Annotated in this window: 14 protein-coding genes; 6 read left to right on the plus strand and 8 right to left on the minus strand. The window is 41.3% G+C overall.

Features of this window, described 5'->3' with window-relative positions; translation table 11 throughout:
* Positions 1-80: 80 nt before the first annotated feature.
* The 6 genes from rdrB to D9603_RS06270 form a co-directional block, all read right to left on the minus strand.
* Positions 81-2591 carry an antiviral RADAR system adenosine deaminase RdrB gene (gene rdrB / locus D9603_RS06245; RefSeq protein ID WP_128730671.1) on the minus strand — a complete coding sequence of 837 codons (2511 nt, stop codon included), beginning with the start codon at positions 2589-2591 and terminating at the stop codon, positions 81-83.
* Positions 2588-5485 carry an antiviral RADAR system adenosine triphosphatase RdrA gene (gene rdrA, locus D9603_RS06250; RefSeq protein WP_128730672.1) on the minus strand — a complete coding sequence of 966 codons (2898 nt, stop codon included), beginning with the start codon at positions 5483-5485 and terminating at the stop codon, positions 2588-2590. The genes rdrB and rdrA overlap by 4 nt, the downstream gene beginning before the upstream one ends.
* Before the next feature lie 3 nt (positions 5486-5488).
* Positions 5489-6325 (minus strand): hypothetical protein, encoded by an 837-nt coding sequence (locus D9603_RS21605; RefSeq protein WP_161972725.1) that lies wholly within the window; start codon positions 6323-6325, stop codon positions 5489-5491.
* A 472-nt stretch (positions 6326-6797) separates the two neighbouring features.
* Positions 6798-8948 (minus strand): DUF6351 family protein, encoded by a 2151-nt coding sequence (locus D9603_RS06260; protein ID WP_128730674.1) that lies wholly within the window; start codon positions 8946-8948, stop codon positions 6798-6800.
* A 580-nt stretch (positions 8949-9528) separates the two neighbouring features.
* On the minus strand, positions 9529-10239 hold the full coding sequence (locus D9603_RS06265; protein ID WP_241651607.1) for a transporter substrate-binding domain-containing protein: 711 nt from the start codon (positions 10237-10239) through the stop codon (positions 9529-9531).
* 139 nt (positions 10240-10378) lie between these two features.
* Positions 10379-12427, minus strand: a complete 2049-nt coding sequence (locus D9603_RS06270; protein ID WP_125253419.1) for a TonB-dependent receptor — start codon at positions 12425-12427, stop codon at positions 10379-10381.
* Between the two features lie 138 nt (positions 12428-12565).
* Here D9603_RS06270 and D9603_RS06275 point away from each other — a divergent pair, with 138 nt between their 5' ends.
* The 4 genes from D9603_RS06275 (at position 12566) to D9603_RS06290 (ending at position 15579) form a co-directional block, all read left to right on the plus strand.
* Positions 12566-12925: a hypothetical protein gene (locus D9603_RS06275; protein WP_241651608.1), complete on the plus strand. Its 360-nt coding sequence runs from the start codon at positions 12566-12568 to the stop codon at positions 12923-12925.
* On the plus strand, positions 12925-13245 hold the full coding sequence (locus D9603_RS06280; RefSeq protein WP_128730676.1) for a hypothetical protein: 321 nt from the start codon (positions 12925-12927) through the stop codon (positions 13243-13245). Before D9603_RS06275 ends, D9603_RS06280 begins: the two co-directional genes overlap by 1 nt.
* Entirely contained in the window at positions 13242-14855 is a 1614-nt protein-coding gene (locus tag D9603_RS06285) for a PepSY-associated TM helix domain-containing protein (RefSeq protein ID WP_128730677.1), read from the plus strand. Before D9603_RS06280 ends, D9603_RS06285 begins: the two co-directional genes overlap by 4 nt.
* A 103-nt stretch (positions 14856-14958) precedes the next feature.
* Entirely contained in the window at positions 14959-15579 is a 621-nt protein-coding gene (locus D9603_RS06290) for a LysE family translocator (protein WP_128730678.1), read from the plus strand.
* Here D9603_RS06290 and D9603_RS06295 read toward each other — a convergent pair.
* The gene (locus tag D9603_RS06295) at positions 15541-16467 is read right to left on the minus strand and encodes a LysR substrate-binding domain-containing protein (RefSeq protein WP_128730679.1); all 927 of its coding nucleotides are present in this window, start codon (positions 16465-16467) and stop codon (positions 15541-15543) included. The genes D9603_RS06290 and D9603_RS06295 overlap by 39 nt on opposite strands.
* Positions 16468-16574: 107 nt before the next feature.
* Here D9603_RS06295 and D9603_RS06300 point away from each other — a divergent pair, with 107 nt between their 5' ends.
* On the plus strand, positions 16575-17396 hold the full coding sequence (locus D9603_RS06300; RefSeq protein WP_128730680.1) for an aminotransferase class IV: 822 nt from the start codon (positions 16575-16577) through the stop codon (positions 17394-17396).
* Between the two features lie 48 nt (positions 17397-17444).
* Here D9603_RS06300 and D9603_RS06305 read toward each other — a convergent pair whose 3' ends face one another.
* Positions 17445-18062 (minus strand): hypothetical protein, encoded by a 618-nt coding sequence (locus tag D9603_RS06305; protein ID WP_128730681.1) that lies wholly within the window; start codon positions 18060-18062, stop codon positions 17445-17447.
* 303 nt (positions 18063-18365) lie between these two features.
* On the opposite strand from D9603_RS06305, the gene D9603_RS06310 reads away from it, so the two are divergent.
* Entirely contained in the window at positions 18366-19037 is a 672-nt protein-coding gene (locus tag D9603_RS06310; RefSeq protein WP_241651610.1) for a hypothetical protein, read from the plus strand.
* The last annotated feature ends 337 nt before the right edge of the window (positions 19038-19374 follow it).

Here is a 19374-nt window from a genome sequence, read left to right on the forward strand (position 1 = left end):
TTTTTAACACTGTTAGCGTCAGATTTACTCCTTCAAATTGAGCAAGTATTAAGACGAATTTGATATTCCACCAAGGCAGCTCAGGGTTTTAACCAGGATAAGTGGTTGCTTTGGAAAATCTCGATACCTTTTTGTCGGATCCTTTCAATCCAAACTTCGGTTTGATTAACACCTATTTGATAATGCTCAATTGCAACTTGTTGCAATATCCTGTGTTCATTTTGAATGGTAGTAGGCATTAATGCTGAGTCATCTGTGTTCACACATACCGCAACGGAACCCTTTCTGAGGCCAAAGCGGTTATACTTTCCACCGGCTTTGATCCACTCTTGTTCAGGTGGATCCCAGCGAAAAATGGGATGCTCATGATGATGATGGAATCGGCCAATATAAATATTTGAAGTTGGACATGCCTCAATCATGATTTCATCAGCGGCATACTTCTCCATTTGCAAATCTTGGATAGCCTCATATAACTCCAGTTCTGCTGCAGAAATAGAATCAAAATATACCCCTTGTTCCACGCCAAATGGCTCTTCCGCAGGTTTAGGAATGCAATGTATCATTACCGATTTTTGCTGATCTGGTGCAAGCAAGTCCCTATCTACGTAGCTTTGCCAAAGTGCTAGCGCTTTTTTTGAACTGTTAACAACTTCACCTTGCTCAAAGTCAACTGCCCAGCCTGACTCCATTAAGTTGGTTTCGCGCACAGCGTACGGGCAATTTCTGCGTAGTTTCCACGCTTCATATAACGCTCTACAACTATATTCGTCATCATAAAGTAACCCTGACCAGTATTGGATCTTTTCATTAAGTAGTTGCAGCACACCTGTAAATTGAGGTACTTGCTGAACAACTTCTAGGGCTTTTTGATAACACCACACGAGATTATCTAGATGCTCATCGATAGAGAGGTAGGCAACTCGCTGTCGCTTTGCCCATTTACGAGGTAGCACACCTAGTGCCAGCGCATGTCCCAACCTATCCCCGGCTTGATAATCACAAAAGTACACCGCTTCATCAATTGCACGCAGCCCACTGAGGATGTGGCTAAAGTCTTCACCAGCATGGACGGTTAAAAAAGGTCTCTGCATCCGATTTGAAAACATCCCAGAGGCACTATATTTGGCCTGGCGGAGTATTCGAAGTGCGGGAGCAAATACTTCTATCGGTAGCTCATTTTCATTGCCTGCTACGTCAAAGCCGCGAATGGCCTTGCGCAAGTCAAAAGTAAGGGGGCAAGTATTGTCAGCAATACCAAACTCTTTTATCTCGTAACTTGAAAAGGTCGTTGAGCATGCAAACGCTTGCAGCATGTTTACTTGCGCTTTCAATGCCTTTCTAATTTGTTCTTGGTATTTATCTGCTCTATTACCTGAGCGCGTAAAGTGCAACACAAAATGCACCTGTTCAGCTAAGGAAGACTCGTACAGTACCCGCAGTGCTTGGGTTAAGGACTCTGGATCGGCTGGGAATTGCTCAGTGCCCAGTAGTACTTGCGGTGTAGTCCTAAATTCACGATAAGTGTTTTGCATATCAGCACTGAGTGCATCTATCCCACTGTGACTTTGGTACGCAAGCGCTCGTTTACTCCGAGCCTGAAAGCGAGAGTGACTAACGAATTGACTTAAACCGACACCCGACACCACCATATAGTTTCGAAAGATAGCGCTAACACGAATAAAAGCATTGATTTGGTGACTGAGCGCTTTATCACAGTGTAATACCCCAAGACAGAAGAGTAGCCAGCGTTTTGACGATGGAGCAAAACGATTGTGTGCGGCAACAAAGTAGTGCTGTGTAACCAGATCGGCTTTATCTTGGTGTAAATATGGTAATACGTTGTGTATTTTGGCGATATCCTCGCTTGGGTCAAACTCACGCAAAGTGGAAGCCTGATAGTTAAAAGTGTGTTCAATCAAGGTGGTGCCTAATTGGTGACACCACGCTGGTAGGTGTTGCTTTTTATATGCGCCGCTCTCAAACAAGGTGTATTCTGCTCGCCTCGGCCACACAATTTTGTCATCTAGGCGTTGGCCATAAAGTGCAAACCCCAATAGGGAAGGACCGATATAGCCATGACCTCCCAAATGTACATGGTTATCAGCATATGCTTTGTCATATCTGTCATTAGATAATGCGAAAGGGCATTGAGTGCGCGTAATGGCGCTGATGACATCATGTTTGCTCACGCCATGGCGTGAGGATAAATCTTTATAAGCCTGTGCAATTACCCAGCTTGGGTCAAGCAGCGTTAATAATTCAAGCCATTGATCCAGCTTTTTGGGCTTAACTTCAAATCTATTTCCTTGCCACTGTAAATAATAGTCACTGAGGTGACTCAACATCTGCTCATAATCTTCGTTGTCAAAAGTAACAAAGTTAAGCTTTAGCATATGATAAATATCATCGCTTCGAAGTGTATGGCGGGTATAGGCTTGGTAGTCTGATACCGCAGCAGTGAGCGCTTCTGTGATGGGCTTTGTCGAGGTGCTCGATAGCAATGAGCCATGCTCAGAAGGAGAAGCGAGCAACCGATCAGATGTTAACGCAGCTGCGGCGACAATAGACTTATCTGATGCACAGATCATTGGATAAACTCTTCACGCCGAAGTGCTATGATCACTTTACCTTCAGATTTATTGGCAGATATCGTACGATTTTGATTATATAAACCTTTGGCGGTAGCATAATTATCTATTGCCTCTGTTGAAAAATCTGTTCCTAGTCCAAACAATATAATGCTTTTCCTGTTATTACGCATATAAAGTCGCAGCTTTCCAACACTGGGTTTGGCGCTTGTTGCGGCTTTATACTCTCTCAAAATCGCGTTTATAGCTTTGTCTATTTCTTGGTTATTTTTAATAACTTTAGGGTTTACAGGCTTAGTTTTATCTTGATCATTGTGGGTAGAGTTGGGCTCTGTAGGTGCTTCTATTTCTGGATTATCTCTAGTGCTCTTTGAGTCTATAGATTCAGCTGACTTATTATCAGTCCTTGTCGCTTTACTACTTCTCACTGGCGAAAACGAGCTTTTTTCTGCACCTTTACTGGGTTTCCATGAACCGGCGTTATTCTCTGGATCTATATTCCAAGCCGTTTTGGTAGTTTTGGTGTTAGCACTATTACTTTGTGTTTTACCTAATTTCAGTTGCGGTGTATCGGTAAATGCAAATAAAACGGGATGTCGCTCTAAGGCACGGCAGAAGTTAAGTGCAAGTACGGAGTGCTCACTCTCCTCAGCTTCCTTTTCTAAAAACGATTTATTGCGTCTTAATGTATTGTCTACCTTTTCAAATTTCATCTGATCTCTGATGGTTGCATGGTTATCGGAGATTGCGACGTTTGCAGGTATAGACTCCCCCTGAATGCCAGCGGTGTAAGCTGAATTAACTAACATATAACTAAAGCGGTTAACCAAGTCAGATAAATGCTCGTCGTCATAGCGGTCTGATTTGAGTAAATTTTGGTACTTAAATACCGCAAAAGCAGTGAAGGTTTTGTTAAACATATACGAGAGCAGCGCCACCAGTGCTTTACTGTCTAGTGTATTAAACGTATTTTCGTGTGCCTTTTGCCAGTTAGAAATTTGTATCGCCAGTATTTTTGCACTTAGCGTTTTATCAGGATCCTCATCTAACTGCGCCTGCTCTTCTTCTGTTGATTCCTGATCGGTTGAACCAAATACAGGCTTGGTTTGATTGATACTAAAGATTGAATAAAACGGTACGCGGTTAAGTATGGCCGCTATATTGCGCTCAAGTAGGGATAACTCTGCTGTAGGCTTTAAACAAGAGTAAGCAATTAGCTCAAAGGCTCGGCTAAAAAAGATAAATTGATAGGTATTCCTTAAGGTAGAATAGACTTCACCGTGGGTGTATATATCTAACAATAATTGAGGTAGAGGTATTTCGAGAACCCCACGGTCTTCTGTTTCAATTAATCTGAACTCTGGATTGTCTTTCGCGTTATCTATGGCTTTTTGCGAAATAAATATTCTTTCGTCGTAAAACTCCAGCGGTGGCATACTTCTTAGCGTATGCGAGTTAGCTTTGAAGACTGAGTCTAAAATGGATTTGTTACCACTATAAGCGCGAGCTTGTTGTGCCAGTGACTCAAGAACCGTTAATTGGTTTTGATAAAAGTTTTTCTTTGCCCACGGGTACAACTCTTTATTAATTTGTTGCCTAGGGTTAAAAGCCAATAATGTCTGAATATTAAACTCTTTACTATTATTTTGGTTGAGCAGTGTTAGATAGGAGTCGGCATTTGTAAAGGCAACGCCATTTTTTTTCTGCTCAGCCCAAATAATAAAGTTATTCCAAAGTGTATGAAAATCAGGTTTTATTGATTGGCTGAATGTTTGCGTATTATTAATATACCTAGGAGGAATTGAACGGATAAGTTGCACCAGCTCCCTTGAAGATTCAGGCCTTGGCCAATGATGCAGAGCTTCGTCATTATGACATAAGGGGTAAAAGGCCTGAAACAACAATTGTTCGTAGTCACTAACGGTTGTTTCTTGGAAATTCTCTTTACTTGAGCGCTCGGCAATCGTTAAGTTAGGCATTAAGCGGCTAATAGGCTGCAGTGAAATACGCATTTGATTGGGAAAGACTTTGGTTAGATATGCTGTGGTGAGCTCTTTTGCAACCGCTAACCCTTCCTCTGTTAGCTCCTCGTTGTGTACGTGTTTTTTATACGCTTTATCATCAAAATGTACGTGAGTCATGTGTTCATATAAACGCATATCGCCACTGACAATAGGGATAATATAAGGACAACCTAACAATCTGCGGACGTCATCGACAACCTCAAACGCGCGATCCAATGCCATATCAACATCATCGATGGGTAGCACTAAGGCTTTACAACCAAGTATGTTAATCGCTATTTCAACAAATTGATGAAAAAAAGACTCGATATGTATACCGGATTTATATTGTTGGATTTTATCGATACCAGTATAGCCGTTAAATTCGCTAGACTTTCCTAGTGAATCTGCAAGTTTTTTTAACGCATAAGTAAACCTATTTTTGTCGTTTTGCTTTGCACTTGAGCATGCAAATTCTGTGTGTTTAAGGAGCTGTTTCTCTACTTCGCTGTATATCTGCGCCACGATAACATTGGCGAAAGTGTCTTCATTAATCAGCATGGTGGGGTCAATGACATCAAGAAAATACAGTGACTTTTCATCTTCGCCAGTTGAATGAGCGCTTTCCCACATTGCTTTACTGTTTCTTAAAAATACCGTTTTGCCTGTCCCGCGCTGTCCCGAGACCAAAATCGCATTGTGAGATAACCATGTTTTACTGCTCCCTTGCCTAAACGAGTGATACTCTTTTGCTTCACCCAAGCAATTTGTTAACCGACTTAGCAGCGCATTTTTTGCATCGTCTTGCCAAAACTCATCTAGATTATTGCCAGCAATATAGTCATCTCTGAACTCATTTTTATCTAAATTTAATTTATATTTTCTGCTCATGGTTTACTTCCTTAACCCTTTCAATGAACTTAATGCAGAGTCACCATAACGGATATAGTCGTTAACAATATCTTGATGCGTTTGTATTTCGTATTGCTCTATTAGTTTAAGTAGCTCTTCCATTGCCTTATCTCTAAAAACCACACCTGACTTATAGCGAGCGACAATCAAAAGTATTCGCTCGGCGTAGAGTCTGTTTCTTGACCAAGCTCGGGTGTAACCAAATTTGCGATTCACAGAATAACTCACAATGAAAATGGTGGAGCCTAAAATAAAGTAGTAGGGAGCCAATGTTTTAAAGTCGATAAATATCAGGGTGGTGAGCGCGAGAGTGGTAATTAGATAATAAATTCGATAGAAATCTTTTAATATGATTTTTATAGGTGATGTATCATTTTCTGCATTTTCTGCATTTTCTGCATTTTCTGCATTTTCTGCATTTTCTGCATTTTCTGCATTTTCGGTGCTTCTAGAGCTTTTACCATTCTGTGCTGCTATTTTAGCCGTTACTAGCGTTCTTACCCAAATAAGTATGAAGAAAAATGAAAACGCACAGATTAAAATAGCTTGCCACAAGCTTAAGCAACTATCTGCAGCTAAGCTTATAATAGCGGTCTCGCCTATATCGCTGATGTTCTCAAAAGATGTACTGGAAAATACGTCAAGTGAAGATAAAAAGTAAATAAAACTTGGGATAATGAACATGGTGGAAGTGACAGCAAGTCGACGAGTTAACTTGTGTAATTGGTGATATATAGCTATTCGTTTGCTGAATTTTGTGTAAGTTTCTTCGGCTAGTGCGTCAAAGTCAGTGGGCAAAGGTTGGTATTTAGCAGACATTCTTTTCTTCTAGTTTTGGTAGCGCGTGCGCTTAATCAACAGTATGGTGCGAAATGCGCGAGTAATGAATCGCAACAATGTAGTAACATATTATGGTGGAGAGTAATTAAAAGCAATACTATATATCTGAGATATATGGAGAATTAGTAAGCTATAGCGGTCTTTGCATGCGCCGATGCGGTGTAAATTCAGTAGAGTTTTTCTAAGTGGCAGCTCAGCAAGCAGAGACTCGCTTGTCGGCTATATGCCTTGCGGCTTGACCTCATTCGCTTCTGCCATTATCCAAACCTCAGGCTATCGAAAAAGACAAGTTCCTGCTACTTTATCTTCAAGGTTACAAATTGGCAGAAAAACATAAGTATCTTTTTACTTCAAGTATACGTATCGCAAAACGTGAAGAATGAGAATAATAGCAGCATCACAACACCAACTAGCAAAGGAAGTATCAGGCTATAATACCTCCTACGTGTCATTAATGCAGATCTTGCGGTCTTCCCATGTCAGGTTGACTGTAATCGCACACACCATCCGGGTAAATCTGTTTTAATTCGCGAACCGCTGGTGCGATATCAATACCTGTGTATAGCCCTTTGGCGATTGCTTGGTCAATCGAAATGCGGTGACATTTAAAAATATCTCCAGCCCAGCTTGCACCAGCTTGAATTCGACTGGTAGAAAACATCGGGTATTTAGCTGTGCAGGTGCCTTGAGGCTGATTATTCCAGATCCCATTAAAGACAGTGTCACCGCTAGCAATAACATTGCCGTGTTCGTCATAGCAAGTGTCAAAAAGGGTTGCAGGTTTAGCGTCTGCTACTGATAAACTCGGGTTTTCTTTTAGGTTAAGCAGCCATTCGTCCATTTTCTCAAATGCCAATTTTGTTGGGTTAAATGATTGATGGGCTACCCAAATCACTTGATTGCTAGGGGTTGAGTTTGCAGCTTCCATTCGTAATCGAGTGTAGAATGAAGCTGACATATGGTGCATATCTAACTCATTTTCTAGATAATGCCGAGCATCAATAATGGGTAAATTGACTTTACCGATAAATACTTGGCCAGAGCGATAAGCTTTTTCCATTGCTTGCAGACTGCCTTGGTGCCGAGGTGCTACACCGGTGTCATCCGGTGTTGTGATATTGTGATTGCCCCAAAGTGTTAACCAAATTGGTAGGTTATGACCAAAGGGCTGGGCTATCTTTTCTTGCTGCATTTGCGCTTGTGGCTTCCACGCGCCGATGTTTTTATTGATATCAATAAATTCCGCTAGGGTGATCTGCTGCGCTTTTAACGCTTCCAGACCATACTGGACACCTTGATTATCCCACGTACTCAGCCCCATTCCAGAGTCGTCGGTACCAAATAGGTTAGCCATGTCTTGCCAGTAACTCCAATTTGTATTTTCTACAACCGAGTCTGCGAAAAAAGGCCTCAAAAATCCTTGCCTTGGGTTATTAATAAAAGCAGATAAGCCAAAATATCCATTAATGCACTCACTGTTGCCATCAGGAAATGAGGGAACGAACCCCGACATCAACTGGTTTAGTGGTTGTAAAAAGCCAGCTCGTTGGGGAAAGTCGTTAATGGCATTCATTCCTTCTATATGACGACGCCGGGTCCAATCGCGCCATGCGTTACGGTCATTAGCACGAAAGGTGAAGTAGTTATTTAGCAGATCACAATCAAGGGCATAAGTGGTTTGTGTGATCATATCTGGGTAACTATACAATGGAATTAGACCATCTAAGATCCCATCGCTATTTTGGGCAATGAGGTATTGAGCTAATCCACCACCAGAACCACCAATACCAACGGTATAAAGTGGTTCGCCATATAAACTCGTGAACTGTTTTTTGACCCGTCTAGCAGTATCTTCAGCTAATAACATGTTATAGGTATAACTGGTTTTGTTACCACTTGAGCTTATCACGGCATAGCCCAACTTTAGCTGCTCTAGTTGCCTGTCAATTACCCGAGTTGCTTTTTGTCTTCCTTGGCGATAGCCAATACCTGAACCACCATTAAATTGGTAAATTAGCCGTTGGTTCCATTTTGCTTTACCATGCTGGCTGCCAATTTCTTCTGCGTTTATTGGCATCACTATGGTGTAGATAAAGCGGTTAATTGTACCTTGCTCTACCCGCAGCAGTAGCCCAGATTGTGATAGATCTGCTGTGGCGTCTACGGGGGTAATACGCTCATCTTCAGTTATTTGAAAATATTGTAGTCGCGTTTTAACTGTACAGTCTTTGCTGTAACCCATTATTTTACCAGATTGCTCGCTAAGCACTGGAACACCAACACCATCTTGGTTATCAACGTCTGGTTGGCCGAGGCCGGAATCCACAGTCATACAGTAAAAAGGATACTGATTAGGCCCAGAATATAAACTGGTTGCTGGGCCGGTTTTACCGACAAAAATAGGGAATTCAAAGGGATCTTTGGGTCTTTCTGCTTTGGAAATATGAGGATAAAAGTCAAGAATTGCTGTATTTTTACTACTGGCAATCCCCTTAACGCCTAAGATTTGCTGACGCTCACTCTCCAGCCAATACCAGTATCCTGAGCCTGTAATAAGCACAATCAGAAGTGCGATAAAGAGCCATAATTTTGGTGATTTCATAAGTCGCTCCTCATGTTTTGGATAAACAAACTACTTTTAGCGTCGTTTAAAGAAATTCAGATCGCACTACGAAGCGCGTTATTCGCTCCTCTTGATTTCAAGTTATTGACGTAGCTCATTCCTTGAAATAAAGACACTTACCTTTTGTCCAGACTTCTTTTTTGAAGCACGCGATAACATCAGTGGTATTTACCATATAAATATGGACACCTTGAAGGCGCACATAATGCAAAAAACGGGTATCAACACGATTGTTTTGGCATTAATACCTCTCACGTACTCACGACCACTTGGGATAATCTTCACCTCATTATCGGTACGGTTTCTGTATTTCTAAGTAGGCACCATATTCAATGAGCAAAGGCTTATTACACGTATATCTTAAGTGTAGAACGGCTCAAATGAAGTGTGGTTATTTGTTTGTTATTTGAACATAAATAAAATGCACAGCAATAAAAAGGTTATATAAAGCAGAACGTTGGTGCATATGTATGATGTTGACTCATTAAATTGGAATACGTGTAACTGAGCTAAAAGTTGATAGCTAAAAATGCCTAAGCTTGTCACAGGGATTCCACGTCTAGTTTCCCAAATACTGTGTTCTTATAGTTTGGATCTGCTCAGGTGTTACCCTATGAAGCTTTGCTCCTACGTAATCTGCTAGCGTCTGATTGCTGCTTTTGTAGCCCATAAACTGGGGCTCAGCGTGAAATGGACTGGGTAAAAATGTGACTGCGAGCTGATGGTGTTTGATCATCTCCAACGCCCACACTTTGTCAACTAACACGGCATCAACTCTATTGTTATTTAGTACGGAGAAAAATATTTTGCCGTCTTCATGGGTTTGTTCGTAAAATGAGCGTTCAACAATGGCTGCATTGATAGCCTTGAGACTGTTAATGACCTGCTCGGGATAATTATAGTCTTCTGAAATCATCACTCGTGGTGCTGCGAGCTGATAAAAATCATCTGGCGATGCAAAGCGGCCACGTGTGACTGCAAGAGAAAGCTGCCATGTAGTGAAAGACATATTCAAAGTAGCAAAGCCATCAGCTTTATCAACATGTAGCGTAAAATCGAACGTGTTATTGGCGACACCAGCCAAGCAACGGCGATAAGGAAGTTCGTGAAAAACCAATTTGTAGTCGCTATCGATTAGCGCTGCTTTTATGATTTCAACCTCAATACCTTGCGCCTGTTTGTGTTGGTCAAAAAAACTATAAGGCCACCAACGCTCAAAGCATATATTGATTATGTGTTCATTTGTTTTTGCTTGGGACGCTGTACACACAAACACAGCGAACAAAAAGAAGAAGACCCGCATTTAATAAACTATCTTAACTATCCTCCTCTAAGGTTAATTTGAGATAAGAAAAAGCGCAACATGATGATGTTGCGCTTTATATCATTGAGATTTAGTCGATTTACAGTTAAAAGCGGTAAGTAGCTGAAATACCCATGTTGCGAGGGTCTACAATACCAACATAACCGTATTCGTAGCGACGACTGCTCGGTGAAACCAGAGTGTATGCTTCTTTGTCAAAAACATTATTTACGAAGGCAGCAATCAACCAATTGTCAATTTCATAATCGATATTAAAGCGAGACAGCGTGTAATCGCCTGCGATCCGCTCTTGAGTATTGCCGATTTCACCGTAGTACTCATCTACTTTAACGGTGCTAAGGCCAACATGCAGCTCATCAGTGAGCCAATACTTAATTGCTAAATTGGCTGTGAAGCCTGGCGCTGAGCTTAACTCGTTACCATCAAATGCGGAGAATTTTACGCTGGTATCTTGTATTTCGGTTCTTAATACCCCCGCGCCGCCTCGAACCTGAAGATCAGGTGTTAACATCGCGGAAAATTCGAATTCAGCACCGTAGGTGATCACAGTATCCATATTGGAGATACGATATTGAGGATCATTTGCTTGGTAACCATCGTAATTGTTATAAAACAAATTAGCGCTGATATTCACATCATTACTTAATGCCGATCTTAGACCCAGTTCATACGTGTTAACGGTTTCTGAGTCGTAATAATAATACTCTCCAGTTTCCCATTGTAACGCGCCACCTGCACCATTGTACCCTCGTCTAGCACTAAAAGATGCTGTGGTTTTATCATTTACATTGTATTGTAAAACCAGTTTAGGTAAGCGAATTGTTTTGTCTTGATCGAGTAGGGAGTTTAGTACCCCCTGAGCAGTAGTAAAGTGAATATCACGCCACTGTGATTCTTGTTCAATACGTGCCCCAGTGATGATCGTAAAATCAGGGTTTAGTTTATAGCTTAGTTCCCCATATATGGCTTTTGATTTGCTGTCATCACTGCCAAAATAGTTAGCGAAGCCGTCACTATGATAACTTTGTTCTCTATCATAATATGCTAAACCAATGAAGCCTGATAAAAGGTCTGCGTTGTAATTGAGTTTGAATTCGACGTTTACATTGTCCTCATTCATTCTCATGATTTGTTCAAAATTCGGATTAGCTTCATAAGAATCAAAGCCGAAATTGTAATCCATCGCTGCCATCAAAATTTCGTAATCAAGGTTTTGATTTAGCTTGTGGTTAATTTTTAAACTAGTTGTTTTTGAGTTGGTATCCATATAACGCTCCCAAGCTGGAATGAAAGCGCGAGGATCCTTTGCAATATAGTTTGTACGGCCTGTGTTACCTTTTTCAAAAGCAATTGAATGACTAAGCAGTGCCGTTACTCCCTCAAATTGACTAGGTTGCCACAATAATTTAAATCTGGCTTTTTCTGTATTGAGTTCGTTTAGGTCAAATTTAGGTGGGTTATCTTTGTACTCAATGCTGTTGTCGTAGTCTTCACCGTCAACACGCTGACCAGTAATACGAAATGCCAGCTCATTATCAATAAGCGGCCCAGATAGCATAATCGACTTATCTATATAACTATCTTTATTTCTATATGCAACTCTACCTGCACCTTCCCAATCAAAAGAGGGATCTTTGGTCTTTATAAACATTGCGCCGCCGATACTGTTTCGGCCATGGCTAGTAGATTGTGGTCCTCTAAATACCTCGATTTGTTCTACATCCCACATTCCCGTATCACCGGTTAAATCAGCCATAAATGGCTCAGCCACACCGTCGGTAATGGTTGAAACTCTTGCTTTAGCACCACCAGAAACACCGTTGAACCCGGTTGCCGAACCATTGCCTGATACACCGCGAATATCTGGCTTTGCACCTGAAAGTACAACTACATTGGCGATTTCAGAAACTGCACTACTTAAGCTTAAGTGCGTTAGATCTTTGAGTTGAGATTCATCAATTACAGATACGGAAGAAGCGGTATCTTTTAGACTACGTGCTGTTTTTTCGCCTAATACGATGATTTTTTCAATAGATTCGATTTCTTTATCATCATCGGCATAACTAAGAGGAGAGAGTAGTGCGGTTGAGACACAAAGCGCTATAAGAGACTTATTTGGAGAGTATTTATTCACCGAGGTGATCCTTCTTACCTGATAGTAGTTTTCTTAAGATAATTGCCTGAGCAATCAAGATACACACATCTACACGCTAGGCTACGAATAGGCTAGAGACACAGATTGTTGTCATTTTCGGTAATATTCTAAACAAAAATGATTATCATATCAATTGCACTTTGTGTTGCTGAAATAAAAACACGCGCTATAATTCTCATGCTTTATTCATCCTTTTTTGATGTGAAACGGAGTTTTACTTTGGTAATTTTGTTTTTTGTCCTTCTCTTGATTGTTGCCATTACGCTGATTTATTGCACCAGCAAACACCAACGCTTGTTGAGTCAACGTCTACCCAAAAAAGCTAGAGTCGTAGGCTATGTTTTGATGATTATCTCTTTCACATGTGCATTTCAGTTATTTGTTGGTGCTGCTGTTTTATTCAGCTGGCTAGTTGCTGTAATGGCGCTGACTGCACTTATCCCACTTACTATTTTGATGCTTTTCAGGAAATCATAATGAGTAAGTTAGCCACGACAGAAAAAGTCCAACCTGATTGGTGGGGAAAAATATTCGCGGGTGCTGTATTTGGACTTGCGTTGAGTTTTGGAATGGTAGGGTTATTTGCATGGCTTGGTAGTGATGGCCTTACCCAAACAATTAGTGTAGAAAAACATAGTTGGCGTACTCAATTTAATATGTGGATCATACCACCTATTTGGCTGTTAATTCTGAGCTTTGTATTTATGTTTCGAAGCGCAAAGCAAGCACTAATTTGGTTAGGTGGAGCAAACATACTGGTTTATGTATTATTGTATTTTGTGAGAGGGATAGCATGAAGGTAAGAGCAGACATTCTAAGAATTTATCAGGCTGTTCATACGTGGACCGGGATCACGACAGGACTTTTGTTGTTTATAGGTTTTTTTGCTGGTGCCATTACGATGTTTGCAAGCTCCATAGATAAATGGGCGACGCCACCTTCTCATCAATTACCACAAGTCGAGTCGACTCAATATGATACATTAATTCACAGTGTGTTAGCACAATATCCCGAGTCTCAAAATGGATTAAAAGTGAGTTTTGAGGAGGGGCAATCTCCTATTACTTGGTATCAGCAAGGGAGTGCAAGAGGACTAAGCTTAGATAAACAGCTATGGCATGGCACATTGGATGAATCTGGAGAGTTGCAGGCGCATACGAGCTACATCAACGAGCTTTCTGCTTTGGTTGATTATTTACATCGAAGCGCGGGCATTGCAGGGGAAATTGGCCATGATCAAGCGGGTGTGTATGTGCTCGGTATTGCTGCTATTTTGTACTTCATCGCGTTGATCTCTGGGGTGATATTTTTATTACCTACATTGGTCAAAAGCTTCTTTGCACTTAGGGATAATAAAGGGGCAAGTCGTTTTTGGTTGGATACTCATAACTTAATTGGGATCACCAGCTTACCATTTCATATTATTATAGCGCTCACCGTCATTGTATTTGCATTTCACGACATTCTTTATGGTGGCTTAAGTAAGCTATATGGCGATAAACCGCTTTTCGCGCGTGACGCCCCCTCCAAGGTTGAATTTAACGTAGCGCATTTGCCTAGCATTGAAGAAATAGTGGCAAGAGCGAAAGTTTATGCACCAGAACACTCAATCAAAGAGATCACACTTAGCCGCCTAAACAGTAAAAGCCCATCAGCTTCGGTGCAACTGGTAAGTGATGAGTATCTGATGCGTGGACCAAAAACAGACTTCTTGTTTATGAATCCATATACGTTTGAAATCTCAACGAGCAGTGTAATTAATGGCGATCAAGGTATTTGGGGAGCAGTAGTTACTACACTATTTGGTCTTCATTTTGGAAGCTATGGTGGCGAGATAGGACGGTGGGTGTATTTTTTCCTAGGCGTGCTGGGAGCCGTATTATTTTACACTGGTAACTTACTCTGGCTCGAAAAGCGGCGTAAACAAACGCAGGCTGAGCAATCTAAATCTACTCAGATTATGGGTAAACTCACTATTGGCGTCGCAATGGGTGCGATGCTTGGGGTCGCTGCGGCTTTTGCTGTGACTAAATGGGTGGCGCTGACAGCGTTAAATATAAATGTAGTCTATATGTGGGCTTACTATCTCTGCTTCTTTATTGCGCTAATGTCTGCATTTATTTTTGGCATAAGTAAAACCGCAATTTGGTCACAAAGAAGCATCGCGATTTTATGCTTTTCACTGCCGCTATCTTCAATTATTGCGATGATGTTGCCAAGCCTAGGTATTTGGCCAGCATCTGGTTGGTCATCAGTGGTTCTGGAGCTAAGTGCTGCGATCCTTGGTGTCATTTTCTGGAAAATGGCTGATAAAACAAGGCTTCGAGCACTTTATGGTGAGCCTAATAGCATCTGGTTTATTGGTCAGTCGCAGGCTGAGCAAACGCTACAATCTCAATCTGCATAATCAACATAAAAAAGGAGCAATCTGCTCCTTTTTACTTGTAAACTATCATCTATTTTCTTAATTCTGTTATTCTACGCGCTTTGAAATTCTCTACGGAAATATTATGGAACTTACTGCTTGGCTAAGTTTGGCCGCTATTTGTGCTTTCGGTGCGATGTCACCGGGTCCTAGCTTGGCTGTTGTATTGCGCTACAGCTTATTTCATAGTGCTAAACACGGCATTGTGGCGAGTCTTTCACATGGTGTTGGTGTGGGAATTTATGCAAGTTTAGCCATTTTAGGCTTGTCTGGGTTGATCCACCAATTTCCAATTATATATCAGTTTTTGGTTTATGGTGGGGCTGCATACCTCGCGTGGATGGGGATTAAAATCCTAACAAGTAAAAGTGAGGGTCTCAGTGTGCCAAATGCTGATGGAGCTAGCTCATACCGAAAAGCAGCTCAAGACGGGTTCGCAATTGCCTTTTTGAATCCAAAGCTTGCCATTTTCTTTGTCGCACTTTTCTCACAGTTTATAGACCCTGAAAAAATGACACTATTCGTCGGGTTTGTCATGTGTATCACAGTGCTTACGATAGACGCCTTATGGTATTTTTTTGTCTCGGTGGCCAGTGCCTCAGCAAGGGATAAATTTGATTTAACAGCAAAGCGTGCGGTGATTGATAAAATACTCGGCTGTGCCTTTTTACTGCTCGCGATACGAGTTATTTACCAATCCCTGTAACCACTGAACACATTTTTGGACAGGCGCGCTATTTTCGCGCCTATCGGGAATTACAGCATAATATGCGTAAGGCGCAGGAATAGTGAGCTCGTGTTTGCTCAGCTGAACCAATCGACCGTTGGAAATTTCTTTCTCAGCCAGTTTGGGCTCGACTAGGCCAATTGCGTTTTCGTCTTGTATAAATTGGATCACTTGGGTCATTTCGTCAAATGTAAGATGCTCAGCATTGTGCCAATCGACGCTTGCCAAGCTTTCGAACCAAGTTGACCAACTTGGCCACTCTAACGTACCGACGCGACACTTAACTGAGCATAATAAAAATTGTGGAAATGCTTTAGGACTTGCTAATAAGGCTTGATGTTGTTGCCATAAAGCCTTGCTACAAACAGCGACTAGACTGGTATTCATTACTTTCTTTACTCGAACCGCGCCTTGCGGCTTACCATCACAAAAGCGTATTGCAATATCAAAATCGCTCTGTACCAGTGGTCGTATTTTATCTGAAATATCAATCTCAATGTCTGTATCAGGGGTTATTGATTTCAAGCGAGCTAAATTAGGTAAAAGCAGTTGAGTAGCAAAGCGTGTGCTTGCTGTAATGCGTAATGTTTTAGCATCTTGGTTGAGCCGTTTTGCTTGCTCTATTACCGAACGCATTTGTGTAAGCGACTCGCAAGCTTGTTGACAAATGATCTGACCCTCTTTGGTCACTTCGAGACCTCCAGGATGTCGTGTAAATAATAAAAAACCAAGTCGACTTTCAAATTGTCTGATCTGGTAGCTAACGGCTGCAGGTGTGAGTCCAAGTTCGTCAGCTACTTTTGAAAAGTTTTTGAGCCGCAAACTCGCGTCCAAGATTTGAAAGAGCGAGCCACTTAAGTACTTCATCTAATATCTCTGCAAATTTAATTTGTAACGCTGAAAAAACTATTCGTTTTTCAAAGCCTTCTACTTTGGCGAGAATAATACCACACAGAGGTATTTGGACTAGTGAAATGAAAAATAAGTTTACTACTTTTATTAATGGTAATGTTGCCAAAGAAGAGGTATTAGAGCAGTTGGCATTTGCAGGTCATGCACATTTTACTGCGATGCAGATGCGAGATTATGCAGTGAAAGGATTCGAGTTCCATATGACAAGATTACTGCAAGCTTCACAAAAATTATTTTCAATGGAATTAAAAGAAGGTGATGTGATAGAGCAGTTACAAGCCGCTATAAGAGAGGCCCCAAAGGACAGCTCAATCTTAATCACAGTATTTAGTTCGGACGGTGAATTTACGCAAAAATCTAAAGATGCAGAACTCAATATTATGATTAAAACAAGCGCAGCACATAATGGTCCAACTGGGCCTATGCGTTTGAAATCTTTTGAATATCAGCGCCCACTAGCCGACACTAAACATGTGGGTGAAATCGCAAAGACTTACTTTATGCGTGAAGCACATAACGCTGGTTTTGATGATGCCATCTTTGTCCACAATAATCGAGTATTGGAAGGCAGCATTTGGAATCTTGTGGGGTGGGATGGGGAAGGGTTAGTCTGGCCGAAAGGGCCTAAGTTACACGGCACCATGATGCAAATCATAGAAGCAATGGCGCAACAAGCTGGAATAAAGCAAAGCTGTGTTGATATTTCGTTAAGTGAAATAGAGCAGCTAGATGGGCTTGCACTACTAAACTCTTGGACGCCCTGTGTTCCCATCGCGGAGCTTGATGGGATAAAACTTAAATTAAACCATGATTTTTATACATTACTACGAACGTTATACGATAATGCTGTCGTGACTCGGTTAACTGATCTGAACTTTAGATAGTTAGTATCCGTCCGACAGTACGTGGGAATCGATTTGGATGAGGTTAACTCACGTCTTATCAAAACCTTTTCGCTGTATATAGTTATGTAGGATAAATGCTTTGAGCCTGCTATTGTCTACTTTATCCATTGTAAAAGAGATGGCAAGCTCCAGCGGAGTGATCACTTTTATGGAGTTTATCTTTGCAAGTAATGGAATAGGATCACCGAGGTATAGTTTTGCGATCCGACGGGCTAAATTGGCTTGGATCGCGCTTGCTTTGAAGGGAAAAGTATTCAGCAGTCCACCAGATTGTGAAATAGAAACGATATTAAAGGGCATGTATTGAGAGGAGACTCTCAATCTAACAGGGGTCGAAGGGCAAGTTCGCCAACTGCGCGCTGAGCCTGCTTGTGTGGCTTCGAGAATACTCGGAGCCTCGACATTATGCTCGAGTAAATCAATCAGGCTCGATAGATTGGTAAGTGGAAACTCAACGTGCTCATTGTCGTTTTTAGCCACGATACAAAACTGTGAATGACTCGAAATACTTGCCAGTAACTTTTTAATTTCCGCAGACGTTTGCTGCACCTGCTTTGGAATATTGTCTGATGGCCGTTGTTGCTCAGTGGGATGACTAGTCAACGTTCGATTAATAAACAATAACTCTTCCTTTGTTAGTTTCATGGCTTAACACATCCATTGGGTGGTTGATATTTATCCAGCAAGGTTTGTACCAAATTACTAGCCGTCGCGACTTAGCATGAAGCAAAGCATAGCTAGATTAAGCAGTCACTTGATCAACCATTACTCTTGAGGCAATAAAACGTACCAAAGTGGCAATGAATTGCCTGTGAAGCTAGGTTTTTATCTGAAATATCAAGCGTGGAACTATCTATTGCTTTTCTTTTGACCTGTTTTTAGTTGGTATTGAGGTGGAATAGTGCTTGCTAAGACTAGTTATCTAGCTAACTAAACCTTGATTATTTCATGCAGATATTTTTTATAGGATCACAAGCCCCTGGGCTTAGCGAGGCTACAATTAGCGCTACGCCTGAGATTGCTCTAAGCAGTGAAGACTACCAATTTGATGCAAATACAAAAATACAACGGACAGGAGCGTTTGAACAAAATTTGATAGAGGCGGTACAAGCTAAGCCTGCTGTTGAGATAGAAAACCATAAAAATGAGCAAGAGCCACTGAAATTCCAGTTTGCAGACCATGAGGTTTTGTTTGATCTTGCAAGTCTCGCACAACAAGGTGAAGCTGCCTTTGAGGAGCTTAAACGACTGCTAGCGGACATTATGGTCAACCCGATAAAAGTCACGATCGGCAGTAAAGATCAATCTCAGTTATTACTGTTTAAAAATTTAGAGCTGGACTTCTTGGCATATAAAGAACTCTCGGAACGGCTGGAAATGTTAGCAAAGCTCGACCATGAAACCGAAAGTCAAAAAGCGCTAGTACAGCAAGATAGAGATCGCATCCGTACGGTAATAGCAAGTTTACATGCACGATTAGAAAGAGGCCAAGAAACCGTACTTGGTGGGACAACACTAAAATCTTTGGATTTGAATCGCAAAGATTTTGAGCTTGAACTAGATAACCTGTTTACCAGTATTGGCTTTGATTCGGATATGCCAGTAACCGGCGCGACTTGATTGCTGTGATCATTATTGTTTAGCAGGATTTGCACTTTTTACCAGGTATAAAAAGTAGTAGCCCATACCCGAATCTCACCGTTTAAAAAGAACGGGGGTAGACTTTACCTGATATGCGTTTTGAGCGAATAAAAGACGCTCGTCAACGTTACTTTTGTTCCACAAAGCGCACGTTCCTGTAAATATTTCAGTCCCAAACCTTGTTCGCGTAGTAACTTTAAAAGAGCCTCTAAGCTAAATAAGTAGGTCTTCGAGTCTAGTCGTGTGCCAAGAATCAGTTAACACGTTAATTAACCCCAGCTCGGGATAAGAGTTTAAAAACTAGGGAACTATATGC

The sequence above is a fragment of the Pseudoalteromonas sp. PS5 genome (assembly GCF_004103255.1).
Classification (GTDB): Bacteria; Pseudomonadota; Gammaproteobacteria; order Enterobacterales; family Alteromonadaceae; genus Pseudoalteromonas; species Pseudoalteromonas peptidolytica.